This is a genomic window from Mycolicibacterium sp. P4_G11 (assembly GCF_056555145.1).
Genome location: NZ_JBFUJW010000003.1, coordinates 559172 through 574784, shown reverse-complemented (window position 1 = coordinate 574784; position 15613 = coordinate 559172). Strand labels below are relative to the sequence as shown.

Here is a 15613-nt window from a genome sequence, read left to right as displayed (position 1 = left end):
ATGTGACTGCTCTATCTCCGCAGATCCGACAGTCACGACGACAGCGGGTTGCCGGGTGACCGAAACACGAATCAGGTGCCAGCGAAAACCGGAGCGCGCTTCTCTCGGAACGCAGCCAGTGCTTCGCGCATGTCCGAGGTGCGAGCGGCCAGAACTTGGTTGCGATTCTCGAGGCTTACCGCCGCCTCGATGCTTGGTGCGTCCACATTGTCTTGGAGTACGTGTTTGGTCAAAGACATGCCGAATGGACTGTTGGCGATGATCATATCGGCGGTGTTGTATGCCGCATCGAGCAATTGGTCGGCCGGAGTCACAGATGTGACCAGGCCGATGCGCAAGGCTTCCTCAGCGAGCACGAAGCGGCCCGTCAACGACATCTCGGTGGCGCGACCGAGGCCGATCAACCGGGGGAGAGCCCACGAGCTCCCAACGTCGCCGCCGGAGAGCCCGACTTTGACAAACGCGGCATTGAACTTGGCGTCCTCACTAGCGATTCGGATGTCGGCTGCCAAAGCGAGTCCCAAACCTGCGCCCGCTGCGGCTCCATTGACCGCCGCAATGACGGGAGTGCTGATCCGCCGGAAGCCAATGATCGCTGCAGCCCAGGACTGCTGGCCGGCCATCATTTCGGTGGTGGACATGTCGGGCAGGGTTGCCGCGTCGTCAAGATCGAGGCCGGCGCAGAAACCGCGTCCTTTTCCTGTAACGACCAGTACACGGACCTCCGGATCGGTTTCAACGGTTCGTTGCAAAGCGTGCAACTCGTCGAACATCTCGAAGGTGATCGCGTTCAGTCGCTCTGGCCGGGCCAGTGTGGCCTGCAGGATTCCGAGCCGGGGCCTGGTGAGTTCCAACGTGCGATAGGCGATCACCAGCGCGCTCCTGCAAGGACTGGGGCTGTGGAGTATTCGTACTTCGCCACCGATCGACGGTGAACCTGATCCGGTCCGTCGGCGATCTGCAGGAACCGCGCTTGGGCGTAGAGCGTGGCCAAGATCGTGTCTTGGGAAAGGCCTGCGCCGCCGAACATTTGGATGACGTCGTCAACGATTTCTTTGACAGTCCGCGGTACCGCGATCTTGGCTGCCGCGATGTCGTGGCGCGCAGCTTTGCTGCCGTCGACATCCATACGTCGCGCGGCGCGAAGGACCAAAAGTCGGGCTGAGTCCAAGGCGACCCGCGCGTCGGCAATAGCCGCCTGAACCACGCCCTGTTCGCTCAAAGGTAGGCCGAAAGCCACCCGGTTCTTGGTGCGATGCACCGCTAGGGCCAATGCTCGTTCGCCCATTCCGATCAGTCTCATGCAGTGATGCATCCGGCCCGGGCCTAAGCGAGCTTGGGCGACGGCGAATCCTCGCCCTCGGCCGCCGAGAAGGTTGCGCTTGGGTACTCGAACGTGATCGAAAAGGAGTTCGCCATGCCCGCCTTCATAGCGGTCGGTGAAGCCCAGCACCGACGTTGAACGAAGTACTGTGAGCCCAGGGGTAGCCAACGGAACCAGCACGATGCTGTGACGGTTGCCGGTCGATGCGTCCGCGTCCGTCACTCCCATCACCAATGCGACCTTGCAGTCCTCGCGCAGAGCGCCCGTCGACCACCATTTGCGGCCCGTCAGGACCCAGTCGTTTCCGTCTTCAACGATTTCCAAGCACACATTGTTGGCGTCGGAGCTGGCTACATCGGGCTCTGTCATTGAGAAACACGAACGTATGTCACCGGCGAGCAGCGGCTGCAACCACTCTCGCTGTTGCTCTTCAGTGCCGAATCGTCGTAACAGTTCCATGTTGCCCGTGTCGGGCGGACTACAGTTGGTGGCCTCCGGTGCCAACAGTGGGCTCCACCCGGTCAGTTCGGCCAGTGGGGCATAGTCCAGATGCGAGAGAACCGTGCCGGCATCATCATGGCGAACGAGGTTCCAGAGCCCTGCCCGTTTGGCTTCGCGCTTGAGGTCGGCCATGATCGGCGGTGCTCCCCAAAGGTCTGGCATAGCTGCTAGTTGTTCGGCAGCAACAGTTTCAGCTGGCAACACGAAGTCGTTCATGAAGGCCGTGAGACGTTCCTGCAATGCAAGTGAGGTAGCACTGTAAGTGAGGTCCATGGTGCCCAGGTTCCTTTCGTAGGTGCGAGAGGTGTCAGCTTCAGAGGCAGCTCAGCCGCGATCTAGCTGACGTTTCGAGGGCGCGTTGCAGCAGGGGCGCCACCATGTCGGAAACATCGTCGAAGCCATCGCCGACAGTGGCTCCCGCGGCGTGCCGAGCGCGTATGCCCTCGAGAATCACGGCTAGTTTGAAATCGGCAAAGACCAGATACCAATCCAGGTTGGGAATGCAGATGCCACGTCTGTCGGCATAGCACTCCAGAAGCTCTGCACGAGTGGGAAATCCACTCAAGCGTGTCATGCCGATGGTGAGCGGATTGTCGATGTCTGCGCCGTTGTCCCAGAATCCCAGCATGATGCCGACGTCGCAGAGCGTGTCACCGAGTGTGGCCATCTCCCAGTCGAGAAGGGCCGCGACTTGGCTGAAGTCATTGGACGACAGCATGATGTTGTCAAGCTTGACGTCGCCATGGACAATCCCAGGATGCCGGTTCTCCGGGACAGTGCGGTGCAACTTCTCCAACAGCGTGACCACTTCGGGACGGTCAACGGCTCTGGATGCATTCCACTGCTTCGACCATCGCGCCAGCTGGCGCTGCAGATAACCTTCCGGACGCCCGAATCCGCTGAGGCCGATTGCGGCAGCGTCGATCTCGTGGAGATCGGCCAGAGTCTGAGCCATCGCGAATGCTGCCTGCCTGCGCTGGTGTGGTTCAATCGTCGCCGCCGTGCTCGCACCGTCGATACACGTACCGTCGACGAATTCCATGATGTAGAACGGGGCTCCGATCACAGCAGGGTCCTGGCACAGCAGCTCGACACGCGGAACCGGCACCGAGGTGCCGGCCAGTGCGTCCAGGACCGTGAATTCACGCGTCATGTCGTGGGCGCTGTGCAACACGTGACCATAGGGCGGGCGTCGCAGTACCCATTGGCGTTCAGCACATTTCAGGATGTAGGTCGGATTCGAGCGTCCGCCGCTGATGGATGACGCGGTCAGGCTGCTGGTTATCCCGTCCATGCGGTTACTGAGAAAAGCGCGTACCCGGGTCAGGTCCAAGTTGTTCTCCACGTCAGCTGCCGCCGAGGGAACGTGAACCATATGGAGCCGCGGTTTCGGCATTGACTTTGGCATCGGTCATATCGCGAATCTTGGCCCCTCGACCTCGATGCCCCAACAAGATCTTCCTCTGACCGGGAGGCTGAGGGTTTCTGATCACCGGGAAGCGGCGCAGATCTGACGCTGAGCGAGTTTCTACCGTTTGGGTGTGAGCAGTGGATCGAAGACCGGTGTCGATGTCGTCGTAGTCGTCCGCGACCTCGAGCATCTGGAGCCGCCACCGCGCGGAAAGGTTTGGCGGACTGGACATCGTGTGAGCCACCGCATGTATCACCTCCCCGGAATTCGCCGTCGACCACGACGAAAGGCCTGGCGTTCCCCGTTGATGCGAGCGCGACGCGCCAACAGTGGCTACGCAAAGGCGCTCGCGGACCCGGGGATCACCACCGTGGCGCTCGATGACGCCAAGATCGTTCAGCACTGTCCCGACGGGTCGCTTCGCAAACTCGATGCGGATATATGGCGACTCGCTAGAGGCTCAGACGAGCTGGGAAGACGCCGCGTCTTAACCTGGCGGACACGTTGGAAGACACGGCATGGAAGACACTCTGCATACGACAGTTGCCTCCACAAGAGAAGGCCCGGCTCGAATGAGCCGGGCCCTTTCGTTTGGATCCATCGTTGGGGCGCGCGTTGCGATGCCTGAATGTCAGTCGGTTCGTACGCGCCAGAACCGGTGGCGAGCCGTCAACGCTCCACACCTGTTCGTCGGGTCCGTCCCAGACGCCCTTGGACTCAGACGTTACGGCTGTCTGCTTTGAGCAGGTGGGGTTCGGTATCGGTGTCGTCGATGCCGAAGCTGATGATGCGACGGGGCGTGATGCGAATGATTGCGGAATCGAGGGCATCCCCTGCGGGGCCATGTTGTCCTGACGCTGTCACGGCCTGTTGGGCGGTGCCGCGTATCTCCAGGCAACGCACGCGCCATGGGTCGCGAGAGGCGATGTCGTCGACGACGAAGGCCACCTTGTCGTGGTGGGCGAGGTTGCGGAACTTTTGGCTCTTGGCCATGTGGTAGCCCGAGATGTCGATTGTGCCCAGTTCCTCGTTGTAGGTGAAGCCCACTGGGCTGACCTGCGGCGTGCCGTCGGGCTGGATCGTCGCGAGTCGCCCGAGGTCTGCCGCCTTCATGAACTCGATTTCGTGTGCTTTGAAGGACATGCACTCCACGCTAAAACCTCAACGTAGGTTGAGGTCAACCCCGGCCGTACAACACGCTTCGTAGTTTCGATACCACCATGCGGTGAGCCGGGTTCCGCATTGTCGTGACAGAAAATGAAACACGTTCTAGTCTCTGGTTATGGGTAACCTGGAGGCGATCGCTGACATTCATCGACTCAAGTACCGGTACTTCCGGTCCCTGGACCTCAAGGAGTGGGACACCTTCGGGGACTGCCTCACTGCAGATGTCGTGACCCGCTACGGCACGCATGCGATGGGTGAGCCGGTGCATTACACCGGGCGGTCGGACGTCGTCGACTTCATGCGGACGAACCTCGACAACGGCATCATCACGACACATATCGCCAGCCACCCGGAGATCGACATCGACTCCGACACCACCGCGCACGGTTCCTGGGTGTTCGAGGACACCGTGATCGTGCCGGGGCACGCGATGATCCGCGGCTCGGGCTACTACGCCGATACCTATCGCAAGGACGAGGACGGTTCGTGGCGGATCGCCAGCACCGGGTACCAGCGGATCTACGAGGCGCTGGTACCGCTGGAGGATCTTCCGAGTTTCAAATTGCTGGCGAACCGCTGGGCCTAGTGCTCGTGCGCTTCGGCGCCTAGTTCGTCACCACGTTCAGCACGAAGTTGGCGTCGGTCTGATTGGGCACCTCGGGCGGCACTTGAGCGGTGCCGTCGCCCCGGGCCTTGTTGTACTTGCCGCTGCCTCCGACGATCGAGACGGGCAAGGTTTCGCCCTTGCTGAACACGGCAGCTCGGTCGGCCAGCATCTGGATCGAAATCTGTCCGCCATCGAGGATGAAGGTCTCGGTGCACGAGACGTCACCGGAGGTGGCGTCTCCGCTGACGGTCGTGCACTGCCCTGCCGTTCGCCCGAGCTTCGTGCCCCCTTGGCGATCGAAGACGTCGCCGGAGAAGATGAATTGGTCGCCGGGGCCTTCCCCGGGAGTTCCGAGATCCACGCTGGTCTGTCCGGTGTCGTGCTCGTAGAAATGCAGCGTCGTGACGGCTGCTGTGGAGTCGTCGGCCTTCTTGCCGCCCGAGGAGCACGACATCGTCAGCAACAAGGCAGGGATCAACACGGCCGTCGTAGTACGCAACATGTTCATGTTTCTTCCTCTCGGAGGGCGAGTAGCTACCGACGGCCGCAAACCATCGGTTGAGTGGCGGGGACCTCCATATCCGTAGTTTCAGCTGCGAGTTCCCTGTGGGAAGCAACCATCTCAAGAGCATCCCACTCGCACGGCGCAATTTTTGGCAAACAACTCAGCGATTGTGGCGGACCGAGAAAGTTAGGCTTGCTCCGGTGTGCACACGAGTGATCTGGCCTGACGCGGGCGACGCGGTCCTGGTCGGCCGCAACATGGACTTCCATCGAGACCTCATGACCAACTTGTGGAAGCAGCCGCGCGGCGTGACCCGCGACGACGGGGTCGCCGGCAAACTGACCTGGACCTCGAAATACGGCAGCGTGATTGCCACCGCCTTCGACATCATTTCGGTGGACGGCCTCAACGAGGCCGGACTGGCGGGGCACGTCCTGTGGCTGGCCGAATCCACCTACGGCACACCGGATGCCACCCGAACCCAGCTGAGTCAGGCGATCTGGCTGCAGTACTTCCTGGACAACTTCGCAACGGTCGCCGAGGCGGTCGCGTGGATCGGCGAGACCAACGTGCAGGTGGTCCAACTCAACGACCCCACCGGTGGCAATCCGCCCACCATTCATCTGGCGCTCGACGACGCCACCGGCGACTCGGCGATCATCGAGTACCTCGACGGCCAGCCGAAGGTCTACCACAGCAAGGACTTTCGGGTGATGACGAACTCACCCGCCTTCGATCAGCAGCTCGAGCTGGTGAAGAACTTCGAGGGCCTCGGCGGCACCGAGCCGTTGCCGGGCTCCACATTGGCCTCCGACAGGTTCGCGCGGGCCACCTACTACGCCGGCCGACTGCCCACACCGTCCAGCCAGGTGGAAGCGATCGCGAGCATGTTCTCGGTGATCCGAAACGCCGCCCAGCCCTTCCGGATTCCGGATCCGGGCAAGCCCGACGCCTCGCAGACCATCTGGCAGGTAGTGCTGGACCTGACCAACAGGCGCTACGTCTACGAATCCACCACACGGCCCAACATCGTGTGGGTGGACCTGGCTGATCTCGACTTCAGCGAGGGCAGCCCGCAGCTCAAGCTCGACCTGATCAGCGACCTCGCCATTGAGGGCGGCATCGCGGGCAACGCCGGTGGCAAGTTCAAGGACGCGGGACCGATGACCTTCCTGTCGTTATCTGTCCTGCGCGAACTGGAGAAGGCGAAGACGGCGGATTGAGTGGCACGTCGGTGATTGCCATGACGTGTCGCTGACGCTCTGACAGTCTGTGCACGTGGACCTGATGTGGCGTGTCGTCGCGCTGACCGTCGCGACGTTCACGGTGCTGCTGGCGGTGCGCCGAGTGGTCATGGTCGTCAGCGGGTTGGTGTTCGCGCGCTACGTCGCGGTCGGCGGATTGGCGGCCTTCTCCGTCGAGCGCAACGGAGCCGATGGCTACACGGTGCGGTTCGAGGTCGGTGGGCCGGCGGTCTTTCACAACGTCGCAGTGCAGCTGTTCGGCGTGCCCGAGGGTACACAGCCGGCACCGCCGGCGTTGCGCCACACCATGATTGCCGGTGACGATCCGATCGAGTGGACCTTCCGGCTTCCCGACGACGCGGCGGGGCAGACGTGGGTGATGGTCACCTGGGTCCGGCCGTATCTGCAGGGCGTCGAATCCGAAGCGCTCGCGCACTGGCTGCAGGCCGGTCGCCTGTACGAATGGCGTTGGTACTCAGAGACTAACCGCTATGTGCGGACCGTCATCCGCTTCGTGGCCCGACGACGGTCCGTGGGCGGAGAGTCGTTGCGCGAGTTACCGCTGTCCGGTCGCTGGCGACGCACCTCGTCGAACGACAGCACCGATCTGTTGGGCCCGGCGGCCACACCGCCGCCGCGAACATAGTCATCGTCAGGTCGGCAGCTGCTATGGGGCCTCGGGCTGGGCATCCTGCGCGATTTTGTGGCGGCGGCGATTTTGTGGCGGCGGCGATCGCGGCAGTGTCAGGATGGCCTCATGACTGTCGTTCTGGTGCACGGTAATCCGGAGACCGATGCGATCTGGGGGCCGCTGGTCGGCGTGCTGGGCCGCGATGACGTGGTGATGTTGTCGCCGCCGGGATTCGGCGCCCCGCTGCCCGACGGTTTCCCGGCTACCTACCTTGCCTACCGGGACTGGCTCGAAGCTGAGTTGGAGGCCATCGGCGAGCCGGTCGATCTGGTCGGCCATGACTGGGGCGGCGGTCATGTGCTGTCTGCCGTCATGCACCGGCCTGAACTCGTGCGAAGTTGGGTCACTGACGTGGTCGGGATACTCGACCCGGACTACGTCTGGCATGACCTGGCTCAGGTGTGGCAGACGCCGGGGGAGGGCGAGCAGCTGGTCGACACGATGCTCGGCGGCACCGTCGAGGATCGCGCCGCGCAGATGGTCGCGCTGGGTATGCCGCTGGATGTCGCCACGGCCCTTGCCGCCGCGCAAGGTCCGGAGATGGGGCGGGCGATCCTGGCGCTGTACCGGTCGGCACGCCAACCCGCTATGGCGGAGGCCGGTCGCGACCTCGAAAACGCGCGAGCCAAACCAGGTCTTGCGCTGCTGGCCACCGACGACCCGTACATCGGCTCCGACGAAATCCGTTACCGCGCAGCGGAGCGTGCGGGCGCGCGGACGACCGTGCTCGACGGCTTGGGGCACTGGTGGATGCTGCAGGACCCGGTCCGGGGCGCCACGGCCCTCACCGACTTCTGGAACACCCTCGACTGATCACCAAACCTGAACTGGCTCAGGGCAGTACGGTGTGCAGCAGCATCACGTTGTACGCCGACCACAGCGACAGGGTGAAGTACAGATCGCGACCGTTGGACCACGGATGCAGGTACGGCGCGTAGACGCCGCCGGGGAACTGCTGCGACGACACCACCAATTGCTCTGGGCCCCAAGGTCCTTGCGGCGTCGGCGCGGTACGGATCACCACGTCGGACAGGTTGTTGCAGTACATCACCAGGTACTGCTTGAGGTAGGTGTTGTACTGCACCGACATCTCACCGACCGGGCCGGGAATGATCGGCGAGGCTGCGGCGGGGTTGTTGGGCACCCACGACTGGCTTTCGTTGTTCCAGTACTCGTACTTGCTCATGTCGGGTAACAGGTTCTGCGGCACCCGGGACACGTATGCGTTTCCGATTCGGCCAGAAGGGGTTCCGTACGAATAGATGTAGCCGTCGCTGCCCTTCAGGAACGCGCCCTGCTGAAAATTCTCGTTGCCGGGCATGAAGGCAACTCGCGACACGCTGTCCGGCGCCATCGGCCGGACACTGCTCGGGTACACGCCCCAGTTCTGGCCGTTGTCGTTGGAGACGGCGATCGCCGAGTAGTTCGTCGTCCACTGGCCGGCGCTGTCCCAGTTCTTGATCGACATGAAACTGGCGTACTGCGTCTTGCCCACGGAGACACCGGAAGTCGGGATGATGCCCTTCTCGACGGGCGCCCAGCGGATGGTCGGGATGGTCTGCTTGGCCAGGTTCGGCTGCCACTCGGGTGAGCCCGAATAGGGGTTCGTCACCGAGCCGGGTGGGATGTGGACACCGCCCGACAGCGTGCGGTCGCTGGTGCGCACCATGGTGTTGTAGCGCCACTGCTGGTTCGGGGTGGCGCAGTAGCCGTACGTGTCACCGAACATCATCAGCACCTGGTTGTTCACCGGGTCGCCGTTGTCCCACATGATGCCGAGGTCGGTGCCGGAGATGCCGAACCGTTGCAGGGTGTCGCCGCCCGCACTCTGGTCGCCGGTCACCCACCCGACGAGGGACGTGGTACCTGCGTCGATGGGCGGTGCGGGCGCTGCTGCGGGTTGGGGTTGCGTAGCGGCCGGAGCGGGCTGGGCCGCGCGTTGTTGGACCGGCGGCTGCGGCACCCGAGGTGTACCGGGCAGCACTCCGGCCTGCTGTTGCACGGTGCCCTTGGTGAAGGCGCTGAGCAGTGATCGGGACAGCTTGCCCAGAGTCGGCAGCGGGGCCTTGTCGATCGCATTGCTCGGTCGATGGCCGCCCGACGTTGGCCGCATGACTCCGCTCGACGGCACCCCGTTCGGCGGCAGGACGCCCGCGTTGGGGCCGGTGCACGGATCGGCAGCGGCGCGCGGCGGCGCGATGCCGACCGCTCCGCCGAGAACGACGGCGGCCGTCAGTGCCATCGATGCAATGCGAGGACGCGGCGACACGGTCACACCTTTCGGATGGCGGGCGGCGCTCGGGCGCCAGCAGGGGCTTTTGTGACCATAGTTATCAATGAGGTTCGTGAGGCCCCTGCTGCGCGGATGGGTACCTATCTGTGACCGCGTCGCTACCGTTCACCTGGCGTTTGCCCGGCGAGGGTGACCCACATCGCAATGCTGGAGCAAGAGCGTCCGACCCAATGGGATTTGTCGCGCTCCTCACCGCGGCTCGTGCCTCGCCCCTTGATCGTCGCCCGACCTAGACTTCAGCGCATGACAGCCGCCCGGCGGGAACGCGCCGCACTCGTCGAATCCCTGCGCGAGCACGGACCCGATGCACCCACATTGTGCGAAGGATGGACCGCCCGTGATCTGGCCGCGCATCTGGTGGTGCGGGAACGTCGGCTCGATGCCGCGCCCGGAATTCTGGTGCCGCAGCTGGCCGGGTACACCGACCGGGTTCAGGCGCAGGTGACCGCATCCACCGACTGGGAAAAGCTGGTCGACATGATTGCCGCCGGCCCACCGCTGTACTCGCCGTTCAAACTCCTCGACCCGTTCGTCAACGTCGCCGAGATGTTCATTCACAACGAGGACGTCCGCCGGGCGGGCCCGACCTGGGAGCCGCGGGAGCTCGATGACCGACTGGTGTCCGCATTGGCCGGACAGGTGGCGAACATGGCGCGTATGGGGATAAAGAACGCGCCGGCACGGATCGTGTTGGTGACCCCGGAGGGCCGTCGCCTGGCCGCCGCCGGCCGCGGCGCTGAGGTGACGGTGACCGGCGCACCCGGCGAGCTGCTGCTCTTCGCGGCAGGCCGTGGGCCCGCGCAAGTGACCTTCACCGGACCCGACGAGGCCGTCGCCGCCGTCCGTGGCTCGAACCGCGGATTCTGACTATCGGCGGCTACCCGCAGAAAGCACAACGCAGCTCAATCCCGAAGGATTGAGCTGCGTTGTCTTGGCTTCTGGGATCAGAAGTTGTTGCAGGTGTTCGCGACGTTCAGCACCAGGTCGGTGTACCCAGCGGCACCCGGGGTGTTGTACGCGCGCGTGATCAGCGCCTTACGCTGCTGCGGACCGGAGGCGATCAGCTGGTGCAGGTAGCCGACGCCGATCGGGTTTGCCTGCAGCTCAGCGGCGGCACCCGGGTCGAGCGCGGTCAGCGCGGCGATCACCTGCGGGTAGGTGCAGGTCGAGTACATGATCGGGGTGGGGTCCGGCTGAGCGGTGGCGACAGCGCCGCTGGCCATGACAGCGACCAATGCAGAACCCGCGCCGACCATCATCCGAGTGGTGAAAGACATTGTGTGTTCCCCTCCCGCACCAGCTAACTGATGCGACCAAAGTGATTAATGACTACGTTAGCAGCTCTATCGACCTGTTGTGGCTGAGCGTTACAGGGGCCGTTTGCGCATTCGGTGGGCTCTGTCGGGTGTTCTGGGCGAACCGATGACGACCTTCGGCCTTCAGTGGATGGCGGGCAACACACGAGGCGATGTAGGCAAACCTAACCTAAACCAATCCGGTAGGCTCGCCGCTGAAATGACCGAGATTGATCAGGGGCCGGTGCTGCCGCGCGAGTTGACGTCGCTGTCCGCTGAAGTGCGCGCGGTGGGTGCACCACCCGTTCCGCAGCTGGCGGCTCCGTGGGCAGTGCGTCTTGTCGACGCCGAAGCCGACGCTGAGCTGTTGTCCGAATGGATGAATCGGCCCCATCTGGCCGAGGCCTGGGAGTACGACCGACCTCCGCAATGGTGGCAGCGGCACCTTCAGGCACAGCTCGACGGTGAGTACTCGCGACCGTTGCTGGTGAGCTACCAGGACAAGGCCATGGGCTACCTCGAGCTGTACTGGGCCGCCAAGGATTCCATCGCGCCCCGATACGACGCCGATCCCCATGATCTGGGACTGCACGCCGCGATCGCGGATGAGCGCTTTGTGAACCGCGGCCTGGCGCCGATGTTGCTGCCTCAGGTGTTGGCGAGTCTGTTTGAAATGGTGCCGTCGTGCCGGCGGGTGATGTTCGATCCCGACCACCGCAACTCCGGCGCGCGCCGGCTGTGCGAGCATGCCGGTTGCGAATTTCTCGGTGAACACGACATGGCGAACCGCAGGATGGCGCTGTACGCGCTGGCGCGCCCATCCGTCTGACGTCCGACCCGCCCTGTATATAGGGGGAGTGGCAAAAAGGCTTCTGCTGGCGCTGACAGTGCTCGCCGTCGTGGGGGTGTGCGCCGGACCGTGGTTCTACCGAACCCAGATGGAAGGCCTGCCGGCTCCGGTCCTGACTCTGCCGTCGACGCTTCGTCCGGCCACCACAAACCTCGACGGCAAGTGGGTCGTGGCCGCGGGCCCCGACGACGAGGCCAACCGCTCCCAGGCCGGTTACCGAGCCAGGCAACAACTGTTGTGGGAGACCGTGACTGTCACCGGGCGGACGAATGCGGTGCGGGGCGACGCCACCGTCGCGGGCGGCACCTTGCAGGCGGCGAGCTTCGTCGTCGACGTCGGGACGATACAGTCACCGCACCGCGGCCGCGATGACAAGTTCCGCAGCACCGATGTGATGGACGCCGCCCAGTTTCCGACGGCAAAGCTCGCTGTGCTCGATCCGGTGAACCTGTCGTCCATCGCCGGGGACGGCACGCCCACGACTCAGGAGGTGTCGGCGCAACTCACGCTCAAGGGCGTCGCCCGGCAGGTGGCTGTGCGGCTGGAAGTGCAGCGGTCGGGTAGTGGGGTTGTTGCCGTCGGGCAAATCCCGGTCACCTTCGCCGATTACGGCATCATCCCGCCGGCGCCGCCGGCGGGACTGCTCGCCGTCGATCCGATCGTCACCATCGAATTCCTGGTGAACCTCGTCAAGCGATGAACCCGGCTGGTGACGCAACCACCGCGTCGTAGCCCTCGTAGTCGGGTCGCATGCCCGCCGCGACCAGCTCCCAGAGCACCTCGTCGGTGCCGCCGCCTACCCGCGCGAGTTTCATGTCGCGCCACCACCGACCCAAAGGTGTCTCGTCCACCAGGTATCCGGCACCGCCGAAGATGTGCATGCACTCGTCAACGACCTCGACGCCGAGCCGTGCCGCGGTGACCTTGATGGCCGCGGCCGCGCGCAAGTCCATGCGTCCCTGCGCGGCAAGCCCTGCCAATCCGTAGCGCAACAGGTCGACCCGGGCCTGCAGGTCGGCCAGCCGCATCCGCAGGGCTTGATGTTCGTACAAGGTATGGCCGAACTGGCGCCGTTTCATCATGCGGGCCAACGTGATTCCGATGATCCGGCGGCAGTTGGCCTCGATCTGACCGGCGATCGACAGCCGCTCCTGCGCCAAGCCCCAGGAGATGGCCGCCAGGCCGGTGCCCGCGCGCGCCACCAACGCTTCCGCGGGCACCCACGTGTCGATGTGGACTGCCGCAGTGTCGAGCGGGCCGGCACCCACCTTGCGGTAGGGCGTCTGGACGTCGACTTGGGCGGTCGGCACGGCAACAACCACCACGCTGCCGTGGCGGCTGCCCGGATCGTGGTCGACGCTGCGAGCAACCACCATGATGTGATCGGCGATGGGCGACAGCGACACGAACTTCTTGATGCCGCGGACCTCGAAACCTCCACGCGCGGAGACGACTTCGGTCTCGACGATCTGCAGATCCGAGCCGCCGGACTCTTCCGACGCGCCGATGCACAACACGGCGTCGCCCCGGATGGCCTGCTCGGTGATATCGCGCAGATAGTCGGATTTGCCGAATCGGCGCAGGATTGCGATGGCCGAGTCGTGCAGGCTCACTCCCACGCCGATTCCCGCGGACCCGAGCTTGCCCAGTTGCTCGGCGAGCGCGAACACCTTGGCCACATCCGGATGCTGGCGCTCGCCCCACTTGGCGGCGAAAACCTCGGACTGGCCCAGGTATTCGATGAGCTTGCGCGGAAAGCGTTCGGATTCTTCAGCTTCCGCGGTCCAGTCGCGGACCCGCTCGTCGAAGACCTCGCCGAGCAGCTCTCGATAGCTCTCGGTGGTGCACGTCTCGAATGTGGTCATGAGCCCACCGTTTCCAGCGTGCGTCTGACCTCGAGGCGTCGGAGTTTCCCAGATGAGGTCCGCGGCAGTGAGCCCGGTTTGAGGAACACCACGTCGGCCGGGACGATGCCGCACTCGGAGGCGACGAGCGCCACCACTTGGCTTCGGGCGGTCGATTCGTCGTCGCCCTTGAACTCCGCGGCGATCACCAAACCCTGCCGAGCGCCGGTGTCGTTGGTGCCCACCGCCACGACGGCACCCTCGCGCACTCCGTCGGCGCGTGCGGCGACCTGCTCGATCTCCGTCGGGAAGATGTTCCGGCCCGCGACGGTGATGAGTTCCTTGAGTCGACCGCACACCACCAGACCGTCGTCGGTGAAGTAGCCGAGATCGCCAGTGGTAAACCAATTTTCGGGGTCGATCGGGTCCAGGCCGAGATAGCCCGCCATCATCGAGGTGCCACGTACCTGGACTTCGCCGACATCACGTCCGGTGAGCTCGTGGGGCACATCCGTGGGGGCAATGCGGACTTCCATGCCGTCGATCGGCCGGCCGAGTATCGCGTACCTGCGCACAGCGGTGCTGCCGTCGACGGTCACGGTGACGTCGTCGCAGCGTAGTCCGCCGCCCGGCGCGGGAACGGTTACCGCACAAGTCGATTCGGCCAGTCCGTACGACGGGCAGAGGGCGTTCGCATCGAACCCGAACCTCGACATCTCGGTGGCGAATCGATTGGTGCCGTCGCAATCGACGGGTTCGCCGCCGTTGAGCGCGAATCTCAGTGCGCCCAAGTCGACATCGCTGACCAGGCGGGCGTACTTGCCGAGCAGTCCGTAGGCCATGTTCGGGGCCGCGGTCATGGTGGCCTTGCTCTCGGTCAACCATTTGAGCCAGTTGAACGGCGACGCCGAGAATGCGGTGGTGGGTGCCTGCCACAGTTCGCCGCCGCCGAGCGTCACGGTGAGCATGAATGCCAGGCCCATGTCGTGGTAGATCGGCAGCCACGACTGTCCACGATCTGCGTCGGTGACGCTGATCCGCGCGACCAGGCCGCGCAGGTTCGCCAACGCCGCGTCCGCAGGGATCTGCGCGGTGCGGGGGGTGCCGGTCGATCCCGCGGTGCCCTGCAAGATGCCGATGTCGGCGCGCTGGGAGGGGATGAACGTGGTCGAACGCTGTTCGTGTGCAACGGCATTGACGTCGTGCAGCTGCGTGCCGGTGGCGCCGGTGCGCAACAGGTCGAGATGCTTGCCGTGGCTGAGCACCGTGTCGATGCCGATACCGGCGAACCTGGTCAAGGTGGCGTCGGCCCAGGCGCGGGTGTCGGCCCCGCGAACCGGCCCGGGAAGGATGGATACGGCGGCGCCGGCGAAAATGGCGCCGTAGATGCCGGCCAGGAATTCCACCGTGGGTTCGCCGACCAGGCCAACTCGTGTTTGGCCATCGACGTGTGCGGCGACGTTCTCGGCGCGGGCGTGCACTTCCTGCCAGGGATGCCGCCGCCAGTCACCAGATTTCGGATCGAGGGTCACCAGGTCGCGCCCGGACTGGGTCATCGCCTGCGACAGGGCGGACGCGAGGCTCGATGTGCTCATGAGCGTTGGGCGGTAGGGAGTTTCGCGGCGATCGCGTCTTCGAGGTCGCCGACGGTCTCGCTGCCGAGCAGGTCTTCTTCGGACAGCGCGACGCCGAAGTGGTCTTCGATTGCGACCATGCCCACGGCGAAAGCCACCGAGTCCAGACCGACATCGTTGATGAGCCGTGATTCACGGGTGACGCGCTTGATGTCCACGCCCATGTCGTCCTGCATGATCTTGGCCAAGCCAGCGCTGACCGATTCAGTTGTTGACTCCATGCCGAGGGACCGTAGTCGACCGAAGC

Annotated in this window: 17 protein-coding genes; 7 read left to right on the top strand and 10 right to left on the bottom strand. The window is 64.4% G+C overall.

Going from position 1 to position 15613, the window contains the following annotated elements; all coding sequences use genetic code 11:
* Positions 1-71: 71 nt before the first annotated feature.
* The 4 genes from AC1U2B_RS08745 to AC1U2B_RS08730 form a co-directional block, all read right to left on the bottom strand.
* Positions 72-872 (bottom strand): enoyl-CoA hydratase/isomerase family protein, encoded by an 801-nt coding sequence (locus AC1U2B_RS08745; RefSeq protein WP_480216479.1) that lies wholly within the window; start codon positions 870-872, stop codon positions 72-74.
* Positions 869-2098 (bottom strand): acyl-CoA dehydrogenase family protein, encoded by a 1230-nt coding sequence (locus AC1U2B_RS08740; protein WP_480216478.1) that lies wholly within the window; start codon positions 2096-2098, stop codon positions 869-871. Before AC1U2B_RS08740 ends, AC1U2B_RS08745 begins: the two co-directional genes overlap by 4 nt.
* A 40-nt stretch (positions 2099-2138) precedes the next feature.
* A complete protein-coding gene (locus AC1U2B_RS08735) occupies positions 2139-3200 on the bottom strand; it encodes a phosphotransferase family protein (protein ID WP_480216608.1) in 1062 nt (353 codons plus the stop codon).
* A gap of 753 nt (positions 3201-3953) precedes the next feature.
* Positions 3954-4379, bottom strand: a complete 426-nt coding sequence (locus tag AC1U2B_RS08730) for a PPOX class F420-dependent oxidoreductase (protein WP_480216477.1) — start codon at positions 4377-4379, stop codon at positions 3954-3956.
* Between the two features lie 139 nt (positions 4380-4518).
* Here AC1U2B_RS08730 and AC1U2B_RS08725 point away from each other — a divergent pair, with 139 nt between their 5' ends.
* Positions 4519-4989: a nuclear transport factor 2 family protein gene (locus tag AC1U2B_RS08725; protein WP_480216476.1), complete on the top strand. Its 471-nt coding sequence runs from the start codon at positions 4519-4521 to the stop codon at positions 4987-4989.
* A gap of 19 nt (positions 4990-5008) precedes the next feature.
* On the opposite strand, the gene AC1U2B_RS08720 is transcribed toward AC1U2B_RS08725, so the two are convergent.
* Positions 5009-5518: an allene oxide cyclase barrel-like domain-containing protein gene (locus AC1U2B_RS08720; protein ID WP_480216475.1), complete on the bottom strand. Its 510-nt coding sequence runs from the start codon at positions 5516-5518 to the stop codon at positions 5009-5011.
* A gap of 197 nt (positions 5519-5715) precedes the next feature.
* Between AC1U2B_RS08720 and AC1U2B_RS08715 the strand changes: the two genes are divergently transcribed.
* The 3 genes from AC1U2B_RS08715 (at position 5716) to AC1U2B_RS08705 (ending at position 8263) form a co-directional block, all read left to right on the top strand.
* Complete coding sequence (locus AC1U2B_RS08715; RefSeq protein WP_480216474.1) at positions 5716-6738, top strand: bile salt hydrolase; 1023 nt, start codon at positions 5716-5718, stop codon at positions 6736-6738.
* 55 nt (positions 6739-6793) lie between these two features.
* Positions 6794-7405 (top strand): hypothetical protein, encoded by a 612-nt coding sequence (locus AC1U2B_RS08710; RefSeq protein ID WP_480216473.1) that lies wholly within the window; start codon positions 6794-6796, stop codon positions 7403-7405.
* 111 nt (positions 7406-7516) lie between these two features.
* Complete coding sequence (locus AC1U2B_RS08705; protein WP_480216472.1) at positions 7517-8263, top strand: alpha/beta fold hydrolase; 747 nt, start codon at positions 7517-7519, stop codon at positions 8261-8263.
* A gap of 19 nt (positions 8264-8282) precedes the next feature.
* Here the strand turns inward: AC1U2B_RS08705 and AC1U2B_RS08700 are convergent, their stop codons facing one another.
* Positions 8283-9692 (bottom strand): glycoside hydrolase family 183 protein, encoded by a 1410-nt coding sequence (locus AC1U2B_RS08700; protein WP_480216471.1) that lies wholly within the window; start codon positions 9690-9692, stop codon positions 8283-8285.
* Between the two features lie 294 nt (positions 9693-9986).
* On the opposite strand from AC1U2B_RS08700, the gene AC1U2B_RS08695 reads away from it, so the two are divergent.
* On the top strand, positions 9987-10610 hold the full coding sequence (locus AC1U2B_RS08695) for a TIGR03085 family metal-binding protein (RefSeq protein ID WP_071287111.1): 624 nt from the start codon (positions 9987-9989) through the stop codon (positions 10608-10610).
* Between the two features lie 77 nt (positions 10611-10687).
* Here the strand turns inward: AC1U2B_RS08695 and AC1U2B_RS08690 are convergent, their stop codons facing one another.
* A complete protein-coding gene (locus tag AC1U2B_RS08690) occupies positions 10688-11020 on the bottom strand; it encodes a hemophore-related protein (RefSeq protein ID WP_071287112.1) in 333 nt (110 codons plus the stop codon).
* A 238-nt stretch (positions 11021-11258) separates the two neighbouring features.
* Between AC1U2B_RS08690 and AC1U2B_RS08685 the strand changes: the two genes are divergently transcribed.
* Positions 11259-11867, top strand: a complete 609-nt coding sequence (locus AC1U2B_RS08685; RefSeq protein WP_480216470.1) for a GNAT family N-acetyltransferase — start codon at positions 11259-11261, stop codon at positions 11865-11867.
* A 28-nt stretch (positions 11868-11895) separates the two neighbouring features.
* Positions 11896-12588, top strand: a complete 693-nt coding sequence (locus AC1U2B_RS08680) for a YceI family protein (protein WP_051954820.1) — start codon at positions 11896-11898, stop codon at positions 12586-12588.
* Here the strand turns inward: AC1U2B_RS08680 and mbtN are convergent.
* Genes mbtN through AC1U2B_RS08665 form a run of 3 tightly spaced genes read right to left on the bottom strand, consistent with a single transcriptional unit; the run spans position 12578 to position 15587 of the window.
* Entirely contained in the window at positions 12578-13753 is a 1176-nt protein-coding gene (mbtN, locus tag AC1U2B_RS08675) for a mycobactin biosynthesis acyl-ACP dehydrogenase MbtN (protein WP_480216469.1), read from the bottom strand. The two genes, AC1U2B_RS08680 and mbtN, sit on opposite strands and share 11 nt — an antisense overlap.
* Positions 13750-15327: a long-chain-fatty acid--ACP ligase MbtM gene (gene mbtM / locus AC1U2B_RS08670; protein WP_480216468.1), complete on the bottom strand. Its 1578-nt coding sequence runs from the start codon at positions 15325-15327 to the stop codon at positions 13750-13752. The genes mbtN and mbtM overlap by 4 nt, the downstream gene beginning before the upstream one ends.
* Positions 15324-15587 (bottom strand): acyl carrier protein, encoded by a 264-nt coding sequence (locus AC1U2B_RS08665; protein ID WP_071287115.1) that lies wholly within the window; start codon positions 15585-15587, stop codon positions 15324-15326. The genes mbtM and AC1U2B_RS08665 overlap by 4 nt, the downstream gene beginning before the upstream one ends.
* Positions 15588-15613: the final 26 nt, after the last annotated feature.

What these genes read in the sequence shown, in the direction of transcription:
- AC1U2B_RS08700 (WP_480216471.1), bottom strand. Translation starts at nt 9,692, where the DNA reads ATGGCACTGACGGCCGCCGTCGTTCTCGGCGGAGCGGTCGGCATCGCG.
- mbtM (WP_480216468.1), bottom strand. Translation starts at nt 15,327, where the DNA reads ATGAGCACATCGAGCCTCGCGTCCGCCCTGTCGCAGGCGATGACCCAG.
- AC1U2B_RS08695 (WP_071287111.1), top strand. Translation starts at nt 9,987, where the DNA reads ATGACAGCCGCCCGGCGGGAACGCGCCGCACTCGTCGAATCCCTGCGC.
- AC1U2B_RS08685 (WP_480216470.1), top strand. Translation starts at nt 11,259, where the DNA reads ATGACCGAGATTGATCAGGGGCCGGTGCTGCCGCGCGAGTTGACGTCG.
- mbtN (WP_480216469.1), bottom strand. Translation starts at nt 13,753, where the DNA reads ATGACCACATTCGAGACGTGCACCACCGAGAGCTATCGAGAGCTGCTC.
- AC1U2B_RS08665 (WP_071287115.1), bottom strand. Translation starts at nt 15,587, where the DNA reads ATGGAGTCAACAACTGAATCGGTCAGCGCTGGCTTGGCCAAGATCATG.
- AC1U2B_RS08705 (WP_480216472.1), top strand. Translation starts at nt 7,517, where the DNA reads ATGACTGTCGTTCTGGTGCACGGTAATCCGGAGACCGATGCGATCTGG.
- AC1U2B_RS08730 (WP_480216477.1), bottom strand. Translation starts at nt 4,379, where the DNA reads ATGTCCTTCAAAGCACACGAAATCGAGTTCATGAAGGCGGCAGACCTC.
- AC1U2B_RS08735 (WP_480216608.1), bottom strand. Translation starts at nt 3,200, where the DNA reads ATGGTTCACGTTCCCTCGGCGGCAGCTGACGTGGAGAACAACTTGGAC.
- AC1U2B_RS08725 (WP_480216476.1), top strand. Translation starts at nt 4,519, where the DNA reads ATGGGTAACCTGGAGGCGATCGCTGACATTCATCGACTCAAGTACCGG.
- AC1U2B_RS08740 (WP_480216478.1), bottom strand. Translation starts at nt 2,098, where the DNA reads ATGGACCTCACTTACAGTGCTACCTCACTTGCATTGCAGGAACGTCTC.
- AC1U2B_RS08690 (WP_071287112.1), bottom strand. Translation starts at nt 11,020, where the DNA reads ATGTCTTTCACCACTCGGATGATGGTCGGCGCGGGTTCTGCATTGGTC.
- AC1U2B_RS08720 (WP_480216475.1), bottom strand. Translation starts at nt 5,518, where the DNA reads ATGAACATGTTGCGTACTACGACGGCCGTGTTGATCCCTGCCTTGTTG.